This window comes from Microbacterium oryzae (genome assembly GCF_030406385.1).
Classification (GTDB): domain Bacteria; phylum Actinomycetota; class Actinomycetes; order Actinomycetales; family Microbacteriaceae; genus Microbacterium; species Microbacterium oryzae_A.
In genome coordinates this window covers 61,599-77,273 of the sequence record NZ_JAUEPM010000001.1, presented here as the reverse complement: position 1 = coordinate 77,273, position 15,675 = coordinate 61,599, and the positions used below count along the sequence as shown (strand labels likewise).

Genomic DNA, 15,675 nt, shown 5'->3' with positions numbered 1-15,675 from the left:
TCAGCCGACCTTGGCGAGCGCCGAGGCGAGCGCCGTCGTGGATCGGCCGAGGTGGTAGGGGAGCGTGAGGGCGCGGCCGCCCCACTGCTCGAGGATGCGGGCCTCGGGGAGGCTCTCCGCGCTGTAGTCGCCGCCCTTGATCCACAGGTCGGGGCGAATGGCCTCGATCGCGGACTCGGGTCCGTCCTCATCGAAGACGACGACCGCATCGACGCATGCGAGGGCGCTCAGCAGCTCCACGCGATCCTGCTGCCCGATGATGGGGCGCTGCGGGCCCTTGAGCCTGCGCACCGAGTCGTCGGAGTTCAGGCACACGATGAGGCAGTCGCCCAGCGCGCGCGCGGCCTCCAGCGTGCGGACGTGGCCGGCGTGGACGAGGTCGAAGCAGCCGCCGGTCGCGACGACCGTGCCGCCGCGCGCGCGGACGGCCTCCGCGATCGCGCGCGCGTCACCGCGGTCGTCGCCGAGGTGCGCGATCTCGCGCGAGGCGAGCGATGCCACACCGCCCGCCGCGAGATACGAGCCCGCCGCGTCGATGGCGGCCCGCACCGCCGCACGGCGATTGCCGCCCTCGGCGAGCACCGTGGTCGCGGTCGCCGCGAAGCGGTCGCCCGCACCGCACGGGTCGGACGTCGCCACCGGAAGCGCGGGCAGCCGCACGGCCTCGTCGCCCTCGAGGAGCAGGGCGCCCTGGTCGCCGAGCGTCACGACGACGGCCATGCAGCCCCAGCGCTCCCGAAGGACCGCCGCCGCCTCGTCGGCGTCGCGGACGCCCGCCGCGGCCGTCGCCTCGGCCTGGTTCGGGGTCACCAGGTGCGCCTCGGCGATCGGCGTCGCGCCGCGCGGGTGCGGGTCCCACACGAGGGGCACCTGGGCCGCGCGCTCGGCGAGCGCGGCGCGCAGCGTCTCGTCGGCGGCGAGCCGACGACCGTAGTCGGCGACGATGACCGCGTCGGCCACGGCGATCGCGGCGAGCATGTCGGCGGTCACCTCGGGCGCCGGCGGCTCCTCGCAGCCCTCGTCGAGGCGCCCGACGGGGAGCCCGTTCGTGCGCAGCCGCGTCTTCACGGGCGTCGGCGCATGCGAAGGGCCGGCCACCACGCCGATGCCGGCGAGGCACTCCCGCAGCTGCTGCGCGCGGCCGTCGTCGGAGAGCGCCGTGACGAGCACGACCTCGTGACCGTCGCGCGCGAGCATCGTGGCGACGAGTCCCGCGCCGCCGGCGCGTCGCGAGCGATCGCCGACCTCGATGACGGGAACCGGCGCATCCGGGCAGAGTCGCGTCGAGGTCCCGTCGATGTCCTCGTCGAGCAGCGTGTCTCCCACCACCGCGATCTTCATGACCGAGCCCCCTCCTCGTTCTGCACCTGCGCGTCGAAGACGAGGCAGACGGCGTGGATGGCCGCGAGCTGCGCCTCCTGCACGTGCGGCGACGCGCCCTCGAGGCAGATCGCCTCGTCGCTCGCATCGGCGAGCGGGTTCGGGCCCGGACCGGTGAGCGCCCACGTGGTCGCCCCGGCCTCGCGTGCGGCCTGCGCGGCCCTCAGGAGGTTCGGGCTCGCCCCGCTCGTCGACAGCAGCAGCACGATGTCGTCCGGGCGCGCGTGCGCGCGCACCTGGCGGGCGAACACCTCGTCGAACCCGTAGTCGTTGCCGATCGCGGTGACGCTCGACGACTCGGCGTTCAGGGCGATGGCGGAGAACGCGGGCCGGTCGTGCTGGTAGCGGCCGACGAGCTCGGCGGTGAGGTGCTGGGCCTCGGCGGCCGAGCCGCCGTTGCCGCCGACGAGGATCCGCTGGCCGCGGCTCAGGCGGGCGGCGAGCTCCACCCCCCAGGCTCGCAGGCGGTCGGCGTGCTGCTCGGCGGCGATGAGGGCGGCCGCGGCGTCGCGGAGGTGCTCGCGGACGGGATCGACATCGGCGCCCGTGTCGGGTCGCGCGGTCTCGGCGATGGTCACAGCGCCGCTCCTTCCAGACGGTGCCCCGCTCGACGTGAGCGCGACAGGGTGTTGCGGTAGATCCGCTCGGTCTGGGCCCCGACGCGGTCCCACGAGTAGCGCGACTCGACGCGCGCGCGTCCCGCGGCGCCGAAGGCCCGGAGCCGGTCCGCGTCGGGGAGGAGCATCTGCAGCGCCGACGCGATCGCCTCGGGGTCGCGCGGGGGCACGTGCAGTCCGGTGACGCCGTCGACGACGCTGTCGATGAGGCCGCCGACCGATGCCGCGACGACGGGGGTGCCGCAGGCCATGGCCTCCAGCGGCACGATGCCGAACGGCTCGTACCAGGGCGCGCACACCACGACGTCGGCCGAGCGCAGCAGGGCCGGCATGTCCTCGCGGCTCGCCTGGCCGCGGAAGCGCACCAGGTCGCTCACGCCCAGCTCGTCCGCGAGCTCCTGCAGGCGGTGCACCTCGGGGTCGCCGGGGGTGGCGCCGGCGACGATGAGCTCGACGTCGTCGATGCCCTCCGCGCGCAGCAGCGCGATCGCCCGCACGACGAGGTCGACGCCCTTGCGGGGGACGATGCGCCCCACGCTCAGCACGCGGTAGCGAGCACCGCGCTCCTCGACGGGTCCCTTGGCCTGGAAGAGGTCGAGGTCGACCCCGCAGGGCGCGATCGCGATGCGGCGCGAGGGCACGCCGAGGGCGCGCAGCTCGAATGCCTCGTCTGAGCACGTCGCGACGACGGTGTCCGCCTCGCGGCCCACGCGCGGCTCGAGGTATTCGCGCTCGGGCGGGCTCGTGTCGGCGGCGCCCTGGTGCCGGCGCTTGACGGCTCCGAGTGCGTGGAAGGTGTGCAGCACCGGGGGCGGCGTGCTCGCGCCGCGCAGCGCAGCCGCGCCGTCGAGGGCGGCGAGACCCGACATCCAGAAGTGGCTGTGCACGACGTCGGGGCGGTCGTCGCTCCAGTGAGCGGCGAGGCCCGCGGCGAGCTCGCCCATGTAGGGCAGGAGGTCGTCCTTCGCGACGTGCTCGGCGGGGCCGGCGTCGACGTGCACGACGTCCACGCCCTCGTCGAAGGCGACGCGGTGCGGCACCGCCTCGTCGTCGCGGCGGGTGTAGACGGTCACGGAGTGGCCGCGGCGGGCGAGGGCGCGCGACAGGGCGGCGACGTGGACGTTCTGGCCGCCGGCGTCGACGCTTCCGGGTGCGGCCAGCGGGCTCGCGTGTTCGGAGACCATCGAGATCTTCATCGGTCCGTTCCTTCCGTGATCGTGACGAGCGTCGGCGCCATCCGCCGCGCGTCGCCGGTGCCGGCGGACGCCCGCCGACGTCGTGCCGCGGCATGCGCCGCGACGCGGTCCTCGAAGAGCCCGTCCCACGCCCGCAGGAAGGCCGCCAGGCCGTAGTGCTCGAGCGCGAACGCGCGGGCCGCGGCGCCACGTGTCCGGGCGTCGTCCGGGTCGTCCATGAGGCGCCGAGCCGCCAGCGCCAGCTCCTCCGGGTCGGACGACAGGGCGCCGGCCTCCGGCGGCACCGCGCGCGCGGCTTCGGTGGTCGCGAGCACGAGCACGGGCATGGCGAGGTGCATGGCCTCCAGCAGCGAGAGCCCGAGCGACGTCCACCGCAGCGGGTGCAGGTACGCGCGGCGTCGCGCCAGCTCCGAGTGCAGGCGCCCGGTGGGCAGGTCGCCGACCACCTGCAGGCGATCCTCGCCGAGACCCAGAGCGGCCGGCAGCAGGTGGTTGTCGATCCCGAAGGTGTGGAGGGGAGCGGCCTCCGCGAAGCGCGGCAGCAGGTCGGTACCCGTCACGCGCGCGCGCCGGACCGGCTCGTTCACGACGACGCCGAGCGCGGGGATCTCGCCGGTGTACAGCGGGCCCGGATCGGGGATGCCGTGCTCGATGACCACCGTGGGAGCCTGGCCGCTGTCCCACACGAGCCGGTTGAAGTGCGTCACGTGGACGATGGGGATGTCCGTCTGGTCGCCCAGCGGGTGCCGCTGATCGATCGGGTGCTGCTTGGGCGTGTTGTGCTCGACGAAGACCGCCGGCACGTCGCGCCCCGGCACGCGACCGAGGAGTCGCTCCACGAGATCGATCTCCTCGAGGCGCTGCAGCACGACGAGGTCGATCTCCTCGTCGCGGAGCGCCGTCTCGTCGACCGCGCGCGCGGCGGGCGGGAGCGGCGGGGCGGGCGCGCCCGCCGCGAGCGGGATGAGGTAGTCGTGCGATCCGGAGAGGAAGGCGTTCATCCATCCGCCGTGCACGTGCCAGGCCAAGATCCTCATGCGGTGACTCCGTCCTTCGAGGAGAGGGGTGAGGGGATGCGAGCATGCTCGTCGGCGAGGCGGATGGCCGCGGCCGCCGCCTCTTCGGGAGCGACGCCCGCGAGACACGGGTGTCCCGGCACCGGGCAGTTCCGCGCGCGCGAGCCGCGGCAGGCCGCCTCCTGGTCGCCGAGGAGCGCGACGGGCACCCCGTAGGGCGCCCAGCGGATGGCCGGGACCACGGGGGAGAAGAGGCTCACGACGGGTGTTCCCACGGCGGCGGCCAGGTGCGCGGGCCCGGTGTTGCCGACGATCACGACGTCCGCGCCGGCGAGCACCCCGGCCAGCTGCGACAGCTCGAGGTCGCCGGCGAGGTCGACGGCCCCCGGTGCCGCGGCGACGACGAGGTCGACGAGGTCCTGCTCGCCCGCGGAGCCGGTCACCACGACGCGGCGTCCGACCTCGACGAGCAGCGCCGCCGTGCGGGCGAAGTGCTCGGGCGGCCAACGGCGCGCGTCGACGGCCGCGCCCGGGTGCAGGACGATGTAGGGGTCCGCGCCGGTGAGCTCGCTCATGTCCGGCGGCGTCGCCACGCGCATGCGCCGATCCTCTTCGGGAGCGAACCCGGCGGCCGCCGCGATGGCGAGCGCGCGCTCGACCTCGGGGATGTCCTCGGGGAGGTCCTCGCCGGGCCGCAGTCGCACATCCAGGAGCGGGCCGGCGTAGTCGACGGAGGCGCCGGCGATCCGCGGCACGCCCGCCAGACGCAGGATGAGCGCGAGGGGGAGCGGCGACTGGTGGAACGACGTGAGGATGACCGCCTCGGACACGTCGGCCGCGGCGATGAGCTCGCGAAGGCGCCCGATGTGCTCATCGGTGGCGGCCGGCGCAGGGTCGGCGATCCAGGGCGCGTCCCAAACCAGCACCTCGGCGACGCCAGGGAGGAGGGCCGCCGCGGCCGCACCGCGCGGACCGCACAGCATGACCACCTCGGCCTCGCGCGCGACGGCCCGCACGGCGGGGCCCGTGATCAGCACGTCGCCCATGCTGTCCAGGCGCGCGACGAGCACGCGCCGGGTCACGAGGCTGCTCCCACGGGCGCGAGCAGCATCTCGACGGCCGCGCGGAGGTCGGTGGCCGCGGCGGGTGCGGCGGCGACCTCCTCCGGAAGGGTGCGCGCGGTCGGCACGAGCACGGCCCGCGCGCCGGCTGCAGCCGCCGCGCCCATGTCGGCGCCGATGTCGCCGATGACGGCGACCTGCGACGGCGCGAGGCCGAGGGCCGCGGCCGCCGAGAGCACCATGCCGGGCAGGGGCTTGCGGCATGCGCAGCCGTCCTCGGGCCCGTGCGGGCAGTACCGCCAGACGTCGAAGGGACCGAGCAGCTGGTCCACGCGGGCGTTCACCGCGCGCGCCTGCTCGTGGGTGAGGATGCCGCGCGCGATGCCGGACTGGTTGCTGACGACGCCCGTGGCGAGGCCCGCCGCGCGGACGCGCTGCAGCGCCGAGACCGCCGTCGGCATGGGCGTCACCTGCTCCGGATCCCCGTTGTAGGGCACGTCGACGATGAGAGTGTCGTCGCGATCGAAGAGGATCGCGCGCAGGGCGTCGTCGGCGGTCATAGAAGAAGCACTTCCCTCCTCGGCGCGGAAGCAAACTCCTCCGCGAGAACTTCCCCTCCGGGCGTGGCGCGGCCCCGCCATCCGCGTGCTCGACCGGGGGTCGGTTACCGCCGCCTTCCCCGGAGACCCCAGGATGGACGGGTGCGCATCTTCACCGAACCCTCCGACCGGCCGATCCTCCTGGCGCTGCGCGCGCTGAAGCTCGGCGACCTCCTGGTGGCTGTCCCGGCCCTGCACGGGCTGCGACGCGCGTACCCGGACCACGAGCTCGTCTTCGCGGGCCCGGGGTGGCTGGCGCCCGTGGCCGCGCTCGTCGGCGACATCGACGCGCTGCTGCCGACCCCGGGCCTCGACGATCTGCTGCCGCTGGCGCCGGGCGTCGTCGACGTCGCAGTGAACCTGCATGGGAACGGCCCCGAGAGCCGCGCGGTCATCGACGCGCTCGAGCCCCGGGTGAAGATCGTCCACCGCTCGCCGTCCGACCCCGAGGCGCTGCCGTGGCTCGACGGCATCCTCGAGCGCCGCCGCTGGGCGCGACTGGTGTCGGCCTTCGGCGCGCCGGCCGACGAGGACGACGTCGCCATCTCGGTGCCCGACGAGGAGCCGCTCGCGCGCGGGGCGGCGGTGATCCACGTCGGCGCCTTCTACGGCTCCCGCCAGTGGCCCGTCGAGCGGTTCGCCGCCGTGGCCGCCGCGCTGCGCGAGGACGGGATGCGCGTGATGCTCACCGGCGGGGCCGCCGATCGCGAGCGCGCAGAGGCCGTCGCGGCGGCAGTCGGGATCGCCGACGAGGACGTGCTGGCCGGGCGCACCGACCTCACCGCGCTGGCCGCGCTGATCGCGGCGGCGGCGGTCGTCGTCACAGCCGACACCGGCGCGGCGCACGTGGCGTCCGCGTACGGCACGCCGTCGGTCATCGTGTTCGGCCCGGCGCCCGTGGAGGAGTGGGGCCCGCCGGCCGGTCCGCACATCGCCCTGACCGACGCGAGCCTGCGCCGCGGCGACGCGTTCGCCGACGCCCCCGACCCCGCCCTGCTGGCGGTCACAGCGGACGACGTGCTGGCAGCCGCCCGTCGGGTGCGCCGCGCGGCCTGATCCCGTCGGCGCTCCGACCCCGGCCGCCCTCATGCCGCCAGGAGGTCGGGGGTCAGGCGGCCGCGCAGGGTGGCGAGGATCTTCGTCAGCAGTCGCGAGATCTGCATCTGCGTGACGCCGCACTCGCGCGCGATCTCGGCCTGCGTCTGCTCGTGCACGAAGCGGAGATAGAGGATGCGGCGCTCGCGCGGGCTGAGGGTGCGGCAGGCGTCGGCGAGGGCCGCGGCCACCTCGGCGCGCGCGAACTCGCCGCCCGTCGCGCGCAGCGTGTCGCCGAGGGTGAGCGTGCCCAGGCCGTCGGCCGCGATGCCGTGCGGCGCGTCGAGCGAGGCCGGCTGCCTGCTCTGTCCGCAGTCCAGCGCCTGCACGATGTCGTCGACGCCGAAGCCGGTCTCCTGGGCGATCTCCGCCGTGCTCGGCTCATGACCCAGCCGCTGGGCGATGCGGGGGATGGCGGTCCGCAGCTCCGAGTGGAGCTCCTGCAGGTGCCGGGGCGGGCGCACCAGCCAGCTCGTGTCGCGCAGGTAGCGCTTGATCTCGCCGGCGATCGTCGGCACGGCGAAGGAGACGATGTCCCCGCCGCGAGTCGGCTCGAAGCGCTGGATGGCCTTCGTGAGCCCGAGGTACGCCACCTGCCGCAGGTCGCCCGCGTCCTGGGAGCGCGCGAGGTAGCGGCTCGCCACCGCGTCCGCCACGTCGAGGTAGTCGACCACGACCCGCTGCTGGATCCGCCGCCGTTCGGCCTCGGGAGCGCCGAGCGCCTCGGTCAGCAGTGCAACCGAGCGCGCGTTCCGATCATCCTGCTCGGCGCGGCGGGCCGCTGCCGCAGCCCGGCGCGTGGGGCTTCCGAGGGAAGCGAGGGTCGTGACGGGCATGGGCACCTCTTTCGAAGCGTCGCGCAGGTGGTCACGAGCGCCGCGTCAGCACGCGTGTCGCCCGCGGCATCTGCGGTCGTGGTGACTCCGAAGCTGCGCTCCGGAGGGAACTGCTCCTAGAGAACCGCATCCCCGCGCCCGGGGGAAGTGGCTTGCGGAGAAGGAGAAGGAGTTGTAGAAGAAGTCCCGGCCCGGAGAGCGGATTGTGCCACGTGCCCCCCGTGCACCGGAACCCCCTGCGCCCACCGGCATATCGAGCACAGACTTACGGCATCACCGCAGGATCCGACTCGAAAGGCGATTCATGTTCTTCCATCGACAGGAACTCCAGCACAAGGCCAAGCCCGACGCCCCCGACGCGGTCTACGCGCGCAAGCTCCAGGAGGTGCTCGGCGGTCAGTACGGAGAGATCACCGTCGCTCTGCAGTACCAGTTCCAGGGCTGGAACATGCACATGCCCGGCAAGTACCGCGACCTGGTGTTCGGCATCGGGGCGGAGGAGATGGGCCACGTCGAGATGCTGGCGGTCATGATCGCCCAGCTGCTCGAGAAGTCGCCCCTCGGCATCACGGACGAGGCGGTGCAGAAGGACCCCACCGTCGCGGCCGTCGTCGGAGGCACCGACATCCAGCAGGGGATCGTGGCCGGTGCCGGTGCGCGTCCGGCCGACAGCATGGGCAACCCGTGGTCGGGCTCGTACATCACGGCCAGCGGCAACCTGCTCGCCGACTTCACGGCGAACGCGAATGCGGAGATGCAGGGCCGCCTCCAGGTGGCGCGGCTCTACCACATGACCGACGACCACGGTGTGCGCGATCTGCTCGGCTTCCTCCTGGCTCGGGACACCATGCATCAGAACCAGTGGCTCGCCGCGGCGGAGGAGCTGAAGGCCGAGAAGATCGAGGAGCTGCCGGTGCCGAGCAACTTCCCGCTCTCGAAGGAGGAGCGCGACGTGTCGTACCAGTACCTGAACTTCAGCGACGGCGCGGCCGCGAGCGAGGGCTCGTGGGCTTCGGGCCCGACGCCCGACGGCAAGGGCGAGTTCACGTACCACGACGGGCCCACGACGACGGCTCCGTACCCGGGCCCGACGCACCCCGATGCGCGCTTCTACGGCACGACCGAGGTGCCGAACCGGATCGAGAAGATCGCCGGCGCGGCGCAGGACATGTTCCACAAGGAGTAGGACCGGGTCAGCCCGGCGAGGGCTCCGAGAAGGCGGCCACTTCGGCGATCACGCGCGGATGCGCGAGGACGCGGAAGTGGCCGCCCGTCTCGATCACGACGTTCCGCGCTCCGGCGAGCTCGCTGCCCTCCGGGATGTGCGGATCGAAGCGGGCGTAGACCGAGACGATCCGGCGGTTGACCTCCGTCTCCCGCGCGAGGGCGAGGATGGCGGCATTGCGCGGGGAGAACGCGTGCAGGGTCGGGAGGGCGAGGAATCTCGCGTATCGCGAGCCGCCGAACGGCGCCGCGATCGCCACCATCCCGCGCACGCGCCAGGCGGCGGCCGTGGCCGACATCATCCGCTTGCCGATCAACCCGCCCTTGCTGTGCGCGACGAGGACGACGTCGTGCAGGTCGCGCTCGTCGAGAAGTCGCGCGACGATCTCCGCGCCCTCGTCGAATGGGCGGCGATTGTGACGCAGCGGCTCCACGACGTGCACGGGATGTCCGCGATCGTGCAGCGCGACCACGAGCGGCGTGAGGAACCGCCAGGACTCATAGACGCCGGGGATCACGACGATGGGAGCGAGTCGCCCGCCGCGGAACTCCCGGGCCGAGCGACGTCGGGTGATCGCGCGTACCTGCCCGAGCCCCGCGTAGGCGTAGTCGGCCGCCCACCACACAGCCCGCCGCAGCAGCTCGCTCACGCCGCGGGAAGCCACGCGGTCTCCGTCGCGAGGAAGTCCTGCAGTGCGGCGGCGACCGCGCGCGGAGCGGTGTGCTGCACGAGGTGCGGATGGCCCGGCATCTCCACGAGCCGCGCGCGCGGCGCCGCGTCGCGCAGGCGGCGGCACCAGCGGCGCCCTGCGATGGGGTCGCGGCCGCCGCGCACGACGAGCAGCGGGCGCTCGAGCACCCGGACCCGCTCCTCGATGCGGTAGCTCAGCATGTGCGGGAGCTGGCGCGCGTACCAGCGCGGTCCGCAGCGCGCGTAGTCCGTGAGCACCATGAGGTCGGTCGCGGGCGTCTCGCGCAGACAGTCCAGCCCGAGGGACATGCCCTGGCGCAGCGCGCTGCGATGCCGCTCGTCGGCGACGGGGCCGACCGTCACGACGTGCGAGACGAGGTCCGGGCGCTGCACAGCGAGCTCCACCGCCCACTGCGTGCCCATGGAGTTGCCGATGACCACGACCGGCTGCTCGGCGAGGCCCGCCACGACCTCGCCCAGGAGGCTCGCCATCTCGACGACGTCGGGAGAGCGCTCGGGCTCCGGAAGGTCATCGAAGCCCGGCATGTCGAGGGAGTGCACGGTGTGCTCGGCGGCGAGGACATCGTGGAGCCGCGCGAACGCGCGGTGTGAGATGCCGATGCCGTGCACGAGCACGAACACGCGCTCGGCGCCGGGTCGGATGGTCGTGTGGACGCGGAAGGTCATGTCGCGCACCTGCACGAGTCGCTCTGTCGGCATCCCCGCAGTCTTCCGGGCCGGGCCGCTCGCTGTCTCGGGCTTGACGCCGCGCACGATCGTGCAGAAGGGCCTCGAACACGACCGCAGGCGCGTTCTGCCACAGAATCCGGTCGCACGTCAACCCTCGCGCGGAACGGCGCGAGACCGTGTTGCATCTCAATCAGTCCATCCGAGCGGTAACGGAAAGGAAGTCACACATGTCTCAGATTCCCGGTCAGGTGCCGAGCGAGGCGGACAGCCGCCCCAACGGCGCGGTCGAGTCGGCCCGGCAGGAGGCCTCCGGTCTCAAGGACACGACCCAGGCGGAGGCCGGGCACGTTCTCGGCACCGCCAAGGAGGAGGCCTCGCACGTCGCACACGAGGCCAAGTCGCAGCTCAAGAGCGTGTACTCGCAGACCCAGAGCGAGCTGAAGGACCAGGCCGCGGGCCAGCAGCGCCGCGTGGCCGACGGCCTCCGCACGATCGGCCACGAGCTGCAGTCGCTCGCGGTGGGCGAGGCGCCGTCGAACCCCGGCATCGCGAGCGACCTGGTGCGCCAGGCGTCGACGCGCCTCACCGACGCGTCGTCGTGGCTCGAGGATCGCGAGCCCGGCGACCTGCTGCACGAGGTGAAGAACTTCGCCCGCCGCAAGCCCGGGGTGTTCATCGCCGGTGCGCTGGTGGCGGGTCTCGCCGCCGGCCGCCTCACCCGCGCTCTCGCCGAGAGCGCGCACGACGAGAGCGACGCATCGGGTGTCGCCGGTGCGGGCGCAGCGCCCCGTCCCGTCACGACCCCGCCTGTCCCGCCCGTGACGACCACGCCGGCATCGACGCCGCCGGCGGTCCCGGGCGGCACCGTGGGCGGCGCGGGCACGATCGGCGGCACGGGCACGGCCCCCGTCGTCGGCAGCTCCGCCACCGGCGCCCCCGTGACGCCGCCGGTGGTTCCGCCGACGCGCAACGAGGGCACGCCCGTCTACGACCGGTCCCGTGCGCAGAACCTCACGGGCGATGAGGGGAGCCAGCATGGAATCTGAGAACACCCCGTCCGAGGAGAAGGCCGCGGCCACCTCGCTCGGCGATCTCCTGTCGGAGGTGACCAGCGACATCTCGCTGCTCATTCGCCAGGAGCTCGAACTCGCCAAGGCGGAGCTGCGCCAGTCGGCCACGCGCGCCGGCAAGGGTGCGGGGATGATGGGCGGCGCCGCATACGCCGGCCTCATGGCGGTGTTCTTCCTGTCCGTCGCGCTGTGGTGGGCGATCGGGCTCCTCACGGGGCTCGGATGGTCGGCCGTCATCGTGGCCGTGATCTGGGGCATCATCGCCGCCGTCCTGTTCGCCAAGGGCCGCAAGGACATGAAGACCGTGAAGGGCGCTCCGCAGACCGTGGAGTCGCTGAAGAAGATCCCCGACGCTCTGAAGAGAAATGAGGAGAACCGATGACTGATTCACCTGAGGCCATCCGCGCCGACATCGAGCGCACCCGCCGCGAGCTCGGCCGCGACGCCGACGCCCTCGTCGACAAGGTCACGCCCTCGAAGATCATGGACCGGCAGACCAGCAAGCTCAAGGGCGCGTTCGGCTCCGTCCGCGAGCGCGTCATGGGCGCGGTCGACGACGCCGGCTCGAGCATGCACCGCGCGGGCTCGAACGTCGGCGGCTCGGTCTCCGGCTCCGTCTCGGGAGCCGGCTCGGCCGTCTCCGACGCCACGCACCGCGCCGCCGCCAAGGCCGAGGGCAACCCGATGGCCGTGGGCCTCATCGCCTTCGGAGCGGGTCTGCTCATCTCCTCGCTCATCCCCGCCTCCGAGAAGGAGAAGCGGATGGCCGAGGACGTGAAGGAGCAGGCGCAGCCGCTGCTGGACGAGGCGAAGAGCGTCGCCCAGGAGGTCGGCTCCAACCTCAAGGAGCCCGCGCAGGAGGCCGCCGCATCCGTCAAGGACGCCGCGACCGACGCCGCGGGCACCGTGCGCTCCGAGGCCCAGTCGTCGGCGGAGAACGTCACCGACCGCGCCAAGGATGCGCGCGAGAACGTGCAGGGCAGCTGACCCGCACGCGCACGTCGATGGGCGGGACCCGACGGGTCCCGCCCATCGGACTGTCCGGCCTCAGCCGACGCCGAGGATGAGGCCGATCAGGCTCCACGCCCCGTAGGCGGCGAGCGAGGCGCCGCCGACCACCGCCGCGCCCACGGCACCGCCGCCGACGATGAGTCCGGTGCGCAGCCGCGAGCGCGGCGCCCGTCCGCGCTGGACGACGAGATCGGCGCTCCGCTCGACCGTCGCCGCGGTGCGGGTGCTGCGCAGCTCGACGGCCGCCAGTGGCGAACCGGTCCACTTCTCGACGCCCCAGGCGAGGCCCCGGGTGGTCTGCACCTTGAGGTTCCTGCCCCAGCCCGCGGCCGGGTCGATCGGGCGCATGCGCAGCCGCTCGGCCGTCGCCCGCACCCGCTCGACGTCGCGCAGGCCGACTTCGGCGAGCTCGGCGGCCATGCCGTGCAGGCGCTTGCGAGCGCGCTTGCGCAAGGTCGTGTCGGCGGCGCGCACCTCGAGACGGTGCATGGCTGTCCGCACGTCGTCGAGCACCCGGTGCGCCTCCGCGAGATAACGGGCCGCCTGACGGTCGGGCCCGAGCGCGAGGAAGGCGCCTTCCTCGGCGAGCCCGTCGACCGCCTGGTCGAACGCGAACACGGGGCTGCCCGAGGGGAGCGCCCGGTCCGCGTGATGCTGATGCGTCATGCCGTCTGCCTTCCGCCGCGTGGTGTCCCGAACTCCAGCTTACGAGCGGGCGCGCGATCTGTCCCGTGCTCGCGATACCCGAGGCGTGCGCATGCCGCAACCCCTTCACTGCCCGCCGCAGTCCCCGCACGATGGAGATCCACGCAATCGATCGGAAAGGACACCTCATGGCTCGCATCACAGAGAGCATCGATGTCGACGTCGACGTGACCACGGCGTATGACCAGTGGACGCAGTTCGAGACGTTCCCGCAGTTCCTCAGCTTCGTCGAGTCGATCCGTCAGATCGACGACGAGACCACCGCCTGGAAGGTCGAGATCGGGGGCGTCCAGCGCGAGTTCACGGCGAAGATCACCGAGCAGCACCCCGACGAGCGCGTCGCGTGGAACAGCATCTCGGGTGACGCCGACCACGCCGGAGTCGTGACGTTCCACCGCCTGTCGGACACGAGCTGCCGCGTGACCGTGCAGCTCGACTGGGAGCCGACCAGCCTCACGGAGAACGTGGGTGCGGTCCTCGGCTTCGACGATCGTGCTGTGAAGAAGGACCTCGCGCACTTCAAGGAGTTCATCGAGTCGCGCGGCGCTGAGACCGGCGCCTGGCGCGGCGACATCTCCTGACGCCGAGGAGGGGCCGGTGGCCGACGCGACCGGAGAGCGCCTGACGGCGCAGCAGCGACTCGTCGTCGTGATCGCGATCCTCGCGTCGTTCGTGAGCTTCCTCGACGGCAGCGTCGTCAACGTCGCGCTCCCGGCGATCAGCCGGGAGCTCGGCGGGGGCCTCACGACGCAGCAGTGGGTGGTGGATGCCTATCTCGTCACCCTGAGCGCGCTGATGCTCCTGGCCGGATCGGTCTCCGACGCCTTCGGCCGCATCCTCGTGATGCGGTGGGGGCTCGTCGGCTTCGGCTTCTCCTCGCTCGTCATCGCGGCGGCCCCCGACCCCGCCCTGCTCGTCGCCGCGCGCGCCGTGCAGGGTGCGGCGGGGGCCTTCCTCGTGCCGAGCTCCCTCGCCCTCATCACCGCGGCCATCCGCCCGCCCCTGCAGGCGCGGGCGATCGGCGTCTGGACGGCGTGGACCACCGCCGCGATGATCGCGGGCCCGCTGATCGGCGGGCTGTTCGTCGATCTGCTGTCGTGGCGCCTGGTCTTCCTCATCAACGTCCTGCCGATCGGTGTCACGCTGTGGCTCCTCACCCGGCTGGAGGCGCGCAATGCGCGCAGGCCCGGAGTGCGGATCGACCTCGCCGGCGGAGCGCTCTGCGCGCTCGGGCTCGGCGCGGCCGTGTTCGCGCTCATCGAGCAGCCGAGGCTCGGCTGGTCGTCTCCCGCGATCGCCGTGCCGCTCGTCATCGGCGCGGTGCTCTTCGCGGCGTTCCTCCTCCGTCAGCGCCGGGTGCGAGATCCGATCCTGCCGCTGGAGCTCTTCACCGTGCGGAACTTCTCGGCGGGCAACCTCGCGACACTGTTCATCTACGCCGCCCTGGCCCTCAACGGCTTCGTCGTGGGCGTCTACCTGCAGCAGGGCGCGGGGCTTCCGGCCACACTCGCCGGACTTGCGAGCCTGCCGGTGACCATCCTCATGATCCTCCTCAGCGCCAGGGCTGGCACGCTCGCCGGCCGCTGGGGGACCCGCGGCTTCATGACGGCGGGGCCACTGGTGATGGCCGTCGGCGCCGCCCTGCTCCTGACCGTGAAGCACGACTTCGACTATGTCCGGCAGGTGCTGCCGTCGATGATCGTGCTGGGCGCGGGACTCGCGCTGACCGTCTCGCCGCTCACCGCGACGGTGCTCGGCGCCATCGACACGGAGCGATCGGGCATCGCCTCGGCCGTGAACAACGCGGTCTCGCGGGTGGCCGGGCTCCTCGTCATCGCGCTGCTGGCGACGATCGTCGGCGGGCGCCTGGACCTCGCGGGGTTCCATTCCGCGGCCGTCGTGACCGCGGTGCTGTTCGCCGCCGGCGGCGTCGCGTCCTGGCTGGGAGTCCGCGACGCGCCGGCGTGAGGGTCAGAGGGGTCGGGGCGCGTTGTTGATGTGCTCCTCGACGAGCTGGATGCCGCCGAGGGCGTTCGCGGAGACGGCCAGCTCCTCGACCCACTCGCGGTTGAGCGGCGGAGCCTGAGGCTCGTCGAACTCGAAGCGCAGCGGGATGGCCGGGTGCACCCAGATGGTGCTGCGGCCGTCGTCCTGCTCTTCCGGATGGCGCCAGGAGACCGAGAAGCTCTCGTCGCGGCGCAGCTTGCTGATGATGACGACCTTGAGGTGCGCGAGGGCACGATCGTCGATGTGGATGGCGGAGGCATTCGCGCCGTAGTAGAGCACTCCCATGCGCACAACGCTAGACGGCCGGGATGTGCGACGTCCGCGTGCTGCTCCCTGGGCGTGGCGGAACGTGGCGCTTTTCCGACGAACGTCGGAAAAGCACCAGGACGCGCCGCGATGTGGCCGGGTGGGTGTGGAAAGAGCACCCTCGGCACCCTGAGATCGCCCTACTTTCTTGATGTGATGGTGTCTCCGTGC

18 protein-coding genes are annotated in these 15,675 nt (G+C 73.1%); 7 read left to right on the top strand and 11 right to left on the bottom strand.

From position 1 onward, the window contains the following. From rfaE2 to QWJ90_RS00395, 6 genes are read right to left on the bottom strand one after another with little or no spacing between them, the layout of a single operon-like run. The gene (gene rfaE2 / locus QWJ90_RS00420; protein WP_290105594.1) at positions 1 to 1,341 is read right to left on the bottom strand and encodes a D-glycero-beta-D-manno-heptose 1-phosphate adenylyltransferase; all 1,341 of its coding nucleotides are present in this window, start codon (positions 1,339 to 1,341) and stop codon (positions 1 to 3) included. Then, positions 1,338 to 1,958: a D-sedoheptulose-7-phosphate isomerase gene (locus QWJ90_RS00415; RefSeq protein ID WP_290105593.1), complete on the bottom strand. Its 621-nt coding sequence runs from the start codon at positions 1,956 to 1,958 to the stop codon at positions 1,338 to 1,340. The genes rfaE2 and QWJ90_RS00415 overlap by 4 nt, the downstream gene beginning before the upstream one ends. Next, positions 1,955 to 3,193 carry a glycosyltransferase gene (locus QWJ90_RS00410; RefSeq protein WP_290105591.1) on the bottom strand — a complete coding sequence of 413 codons (1,239 nt, stop codon included), beginning with the start codon at positions 3,191 to 3,193 and terminating at the stop codon, positions 1,955 to 1,957. Before QWJ90_RS00410 ends, QWJ90_RS00415 begins: the two co-directional genes overlap by 4 nt. Continuing rightward, positions 3,190 to 4,230: a glycosyltransferase gene (locus tag QWJ90_RS00405; RefSeq protein ID WP_290105589.1), complete on the bottom strand. Its 1,041-nt coding sequence runs from the start codon at positions 4,228 to 4,230 to the stop codon at positions 3,190 to 3,192. The genes QWJ90_RS00410 and QWJ90_RS00405 overlap by 4 nt, the downstream gene beginning before the upstream one ends. Then, a complete protein-coding gene (locus tag QWJ90_RS00400; RefSeq protein WP_290106319.1) occupies positions 4,227 to 5,255 on the bottom strand; it encodes a glycosyltransferase family 9 protein in 1,029 nt (342 codons plus the stop codon). Before QWJ90_RS00400 ends, QWJ90_RS00405 begins: the two co-directional genes overlap by 4 nt. A 32-nt stretch (positions 5,256 to 5,287) precedes the next feature. Beyond that, the gene (locus tag QWJ90_RS00395; RefSeq protein WP_290105588.1) at positions 5,288 to 5,830 is read right to left on the bottom strand and encodes a D-glycero-alpha-D-manno-heptose-1,7-bisphosphate 7-phosphatase; all 543 of its coding nucleotides are present in this window, start codon (positions 5,828 to 5,830) and stop codon (positions 5,288 to 5,290) included. Between the two features lie 141 nt (positions 5,831 to 5,971). Between QWJ90_RS00395 and QWJ90_RS00390 the strand changes: the two genes are divergently transcribed. Further along, positions 5,972 to 6,925 carry a glycosyltransferase family 9 protein gene (locus QWJ90_RS00390; RefSeq protein WP_290105587.1) on the top strand — a complete coding sequence of 318 codons (954 nt, stop codon included), beginning with the start codon at positions 5,972 to 5,974 and terminating at the stop codon, positions 6,923 to 6,925. 29 nt (positions 6,926 to 6,954) lie between these two features. Here QWJ90_RS00390 and QWJ90_RS00385 read toward each other — a convergent pair whose 3' ends face one another. Further along, a complete protein-coding gene (locus QWJ90_RS00385) occupies positions 6,955 to 7,800 on the bottom strand; it encodes a sigma-70 family RNA polymerase sigma factor (RefSeq protein WP_290105585.1) in 846 nt (281 codons plus the stop codon). A gap of 304 nt (positions 7,801 to 8,104) precedes the next feature. Between QWJ90_RS00385 and QWJ90_RS00380 the strand changes: the two genes are divergently transcribed. After that, positions 8,105 to 8,986, top strand: a complete 882-nt coding sequence (locus QWJ90_RS00380) for a manganese catalase family protein (protein WP_290105583.1) — start codon at positions 8,105 to 8,107, stop codon at positions 8,984 to 8,986. Between the two features lie 7 nt (positions 8,987 to 8,993). On the opposite strand, the gene QWJ90_RS00375 is transcribed toward QWJ90_RS00380, so the two are convergent. Together QWJ90_RS00375 and QWJ90_RS00370 are read right to left on the bottom strand one after the other, a co-directional pair. Further along, complete coding sequence (locus QWJ90_RS00375; RefSeq protein ID WP_290105582.1) at positions 8,994 to 9,689, bottom strand: esterase/lipase family protein; 696 nt, start codon at positions 9,687 to 9,689, stop codon at positions 8,994 to 8,996. Beyond that, positions 9,671 to 10,435, bottom strand: a complete 765-nt coding sequence (locus QWJ90_RS00370) for an alpha/beta fold hydrolase (RefSeq protein ID WP_290105581.1) — start codon at positions 10,433 to 10,435, stop codon at positions 9,671 to 9,673. Before QWJ90_RS00370 ends, QWJ90_RS00375 begins: the two co-directional genes overlap by 19 nt. 197 nt (positions 10,436 to 10,632) lie before the next feature. Between QWJ90_RS00370 and QWJ90_RS00365 the strand changes: the two genes are divergently transcribed. From QWJ90_RS00365 to QWJ90_RS00355, 3 genes are read left to right on the top strand one after another with little or no spacing between them, the layout of a single operon-like run. Further along, on the top strand, positions 10,633 to 11,451 hold the full coding sequence (locus QWJ90_RS00365; protein WP_290105579.1) for a hypothetical protein: 819 nt from the start codon (positions 10,633 to 10,635) through the stop codon (positions 11,449 to 11,451). Further along, a complete protein-coding gene (locus QWJ90_RS00360; RefSeq protein ID WP_290105578.1) occupies positions 11,441 to 11,857 on the top strand; it encodes a phage holin family protein in 417 nt (138 codons plus the stop codon). Before QWJ90_RS00365 ends, QWJ90_RS00360 begins: the two co-directional genes overlap by 11 nt. Continuing rightward, positions 11,854 to 12,462, top strand: coding sequence for a DUF3618 domain-containing protein (locus tag QWJ90_RS00355; RefSeq protein ID WP_290105576.1), 609 nt, complete (start codon positions 11,854 to 11,856; stop codon positions 12,460 to 12,462). Before QWJ90_RS00360 ends, QWJ90_RS00355 begins: the two co-directional genes overlap by 4 nt. A gap of 60 nt (positions 12,463 to 12,522) precedes the next feature. Here the strand turns inward: QWJ90_RS00355 and QWJ90_RS00350 are convergent, their stop codons facing one another. Further along, the gene (locus QWJ90_RS00350) at positions 12,523 to 13,152 is read right to left on the bottom strand and encodes a hypothetical protein (RefSeq protein ID WP_290105575.1); all 630 of its coding nucleotides are present in this window, start codon (positions 13,150 to 13,152) and stop codon (positions 12,523 to 12,525) included. Positions 13,153 to 13,319: 167 nt separating this feature from the next. Between QWJ90_RS00350 and QWJ90_RS00345 the strand changes: the two genes are divergently transcribed. Then, entirely contained in the window at positions 13,320 to 13,772 is a 453-nt protein-coding gene (locus tag QWJ90_RS00345; RefSeq protein WP_290105573.1) for an SRPBCC family protein, read from the top strand. 16 nt (positions 13,773 to 13,788) lie between these two features. Then, positions 13,789 to 15,159 carry an MFS transporter gene (locus QWJ90_RS00340; protein ID WP_290105572.1) on the top strand — a complete coding sequence of 457 codons (1,371 nt, stop codon included), beginning with the start codon at positions 13,789 to 13,791 and terminating at the stop codon, positions 15,157 to 15,159. Between the two features lie 3 nt (positions 15,160 to 15,162). Here QWJ90_RS00340 and QWJ90_RS00335 read toward each other — a convergent pair whose 3' ends face one another. Beyond that, positions 15,163 to 15,483 (bottom strand): DUF7882 family protein, encoded by a 321-nt coding sequence (locus QWJ90_RS00335; protein ID WP_290105570.1) that lies wholly within the window; start codon positions 15,481 to 15,483, stop codon positions 15,163 to 15,165. Between the last annotated feature and the right edge of the window lie 192 nt (positions 15,484 to 15,675).

Coding starts and splice junctions, on each gene's coding strand:
- rfaE2 (WP_290105594.1), bottom strand. CDS start 1,341: ATGAAGATCGCGGTGGTGGGAGACACGCTGCTCGACGAGGACATCGAC.
- QWJ90_RS00410 (WP_290105591.1), bottom strand. CDS start 3,193: ATGAAGATCTCGATGGTCTCCGAACACGCGAGCCCGCTGGCCGCACCC.
- QWJ90_RS00405 (WP_290105589.1), bottom strand. CDS start 4,230: ATGAGGATCTTGGCCTGGCACGTGCACGGCGGATGGATGAACGCCTTC.
- QWJ90_RS00400 (WP_290106319.1), bottom strand. CDS start 5,255: ATGGGCGACGTGCTGATCACGGGCCCCGCCGTGCGGGCCGTCGCGCGC.
- QWJ90_RS00395 (WP_290105588.1), bottom strand. CDS start 5,830: ATGACCGCCGACGACGCCCTGCGCGCGATCCTCTTCGATCGCGACGAC.
- QWJ90_RS00385 (WP_290105585.1), bottom strand. CDS start 7,800: ATGCCCGTCACGACCCTCGCTTCCCTCGGAAGCCCCACGCGCCGGGCT.
- QWJ90_RS00380 (WP_290105583.1), top strand. CDS start 8,105: ATGTTCTTCCATCGACAGGAACTCCAGCACAAGGCCAAGCCCGACGCC.
- QWJ90_RS00370 (WP_290105581.1), bottom strand. CDS start 10,435: ATGCCGACAGAGCGACTCGTGCAGGTGCGCGACATGACCTTCCGCGTC.
- QWJ90_RS00365 (WP_290105579.1), top strand. CDS start 10,633: ATGTCTCAGATTCCCGGTCAGGTGCCGAGCGAGGCGGACAGCCGCCCC.
- QWJ90_RS00360 (WP_290105578.1), top strand. CDS start 11,441: ATGGAATCTGAGAACACCCCGTCCGAGGAGAAGGCCGCGGCCACCTCG.
- QWJ90_RS00355 (WP_290105576.1), top strand. CDS start 11,854: ATGACTGATTCACCTGAGGCCATCCGCGCCGACATCGAGCGCACCCGC.
- QWJ90_RS00350 (WP_290105575.1), bottom strand. CDS start 13,152: ATGACGCATCAGCATCACGCGGACCGGGCGCTCCCCTCGGGCAGCCCC.
- QWJ90_RS00345 (WP_290105573.1), top strand. CDS start 13,320: ATGGCTCGCATCACAGAGAGCATCGATGTCGACGTCGACGTGACCACG.
- QWJ90_RS00335 (WP_290105570.1), bottom strand. CDS start 15,483: ATGGGAGTGCTCTACTACGGCGCGAATGCCTCCGCCATCCACATCGAC.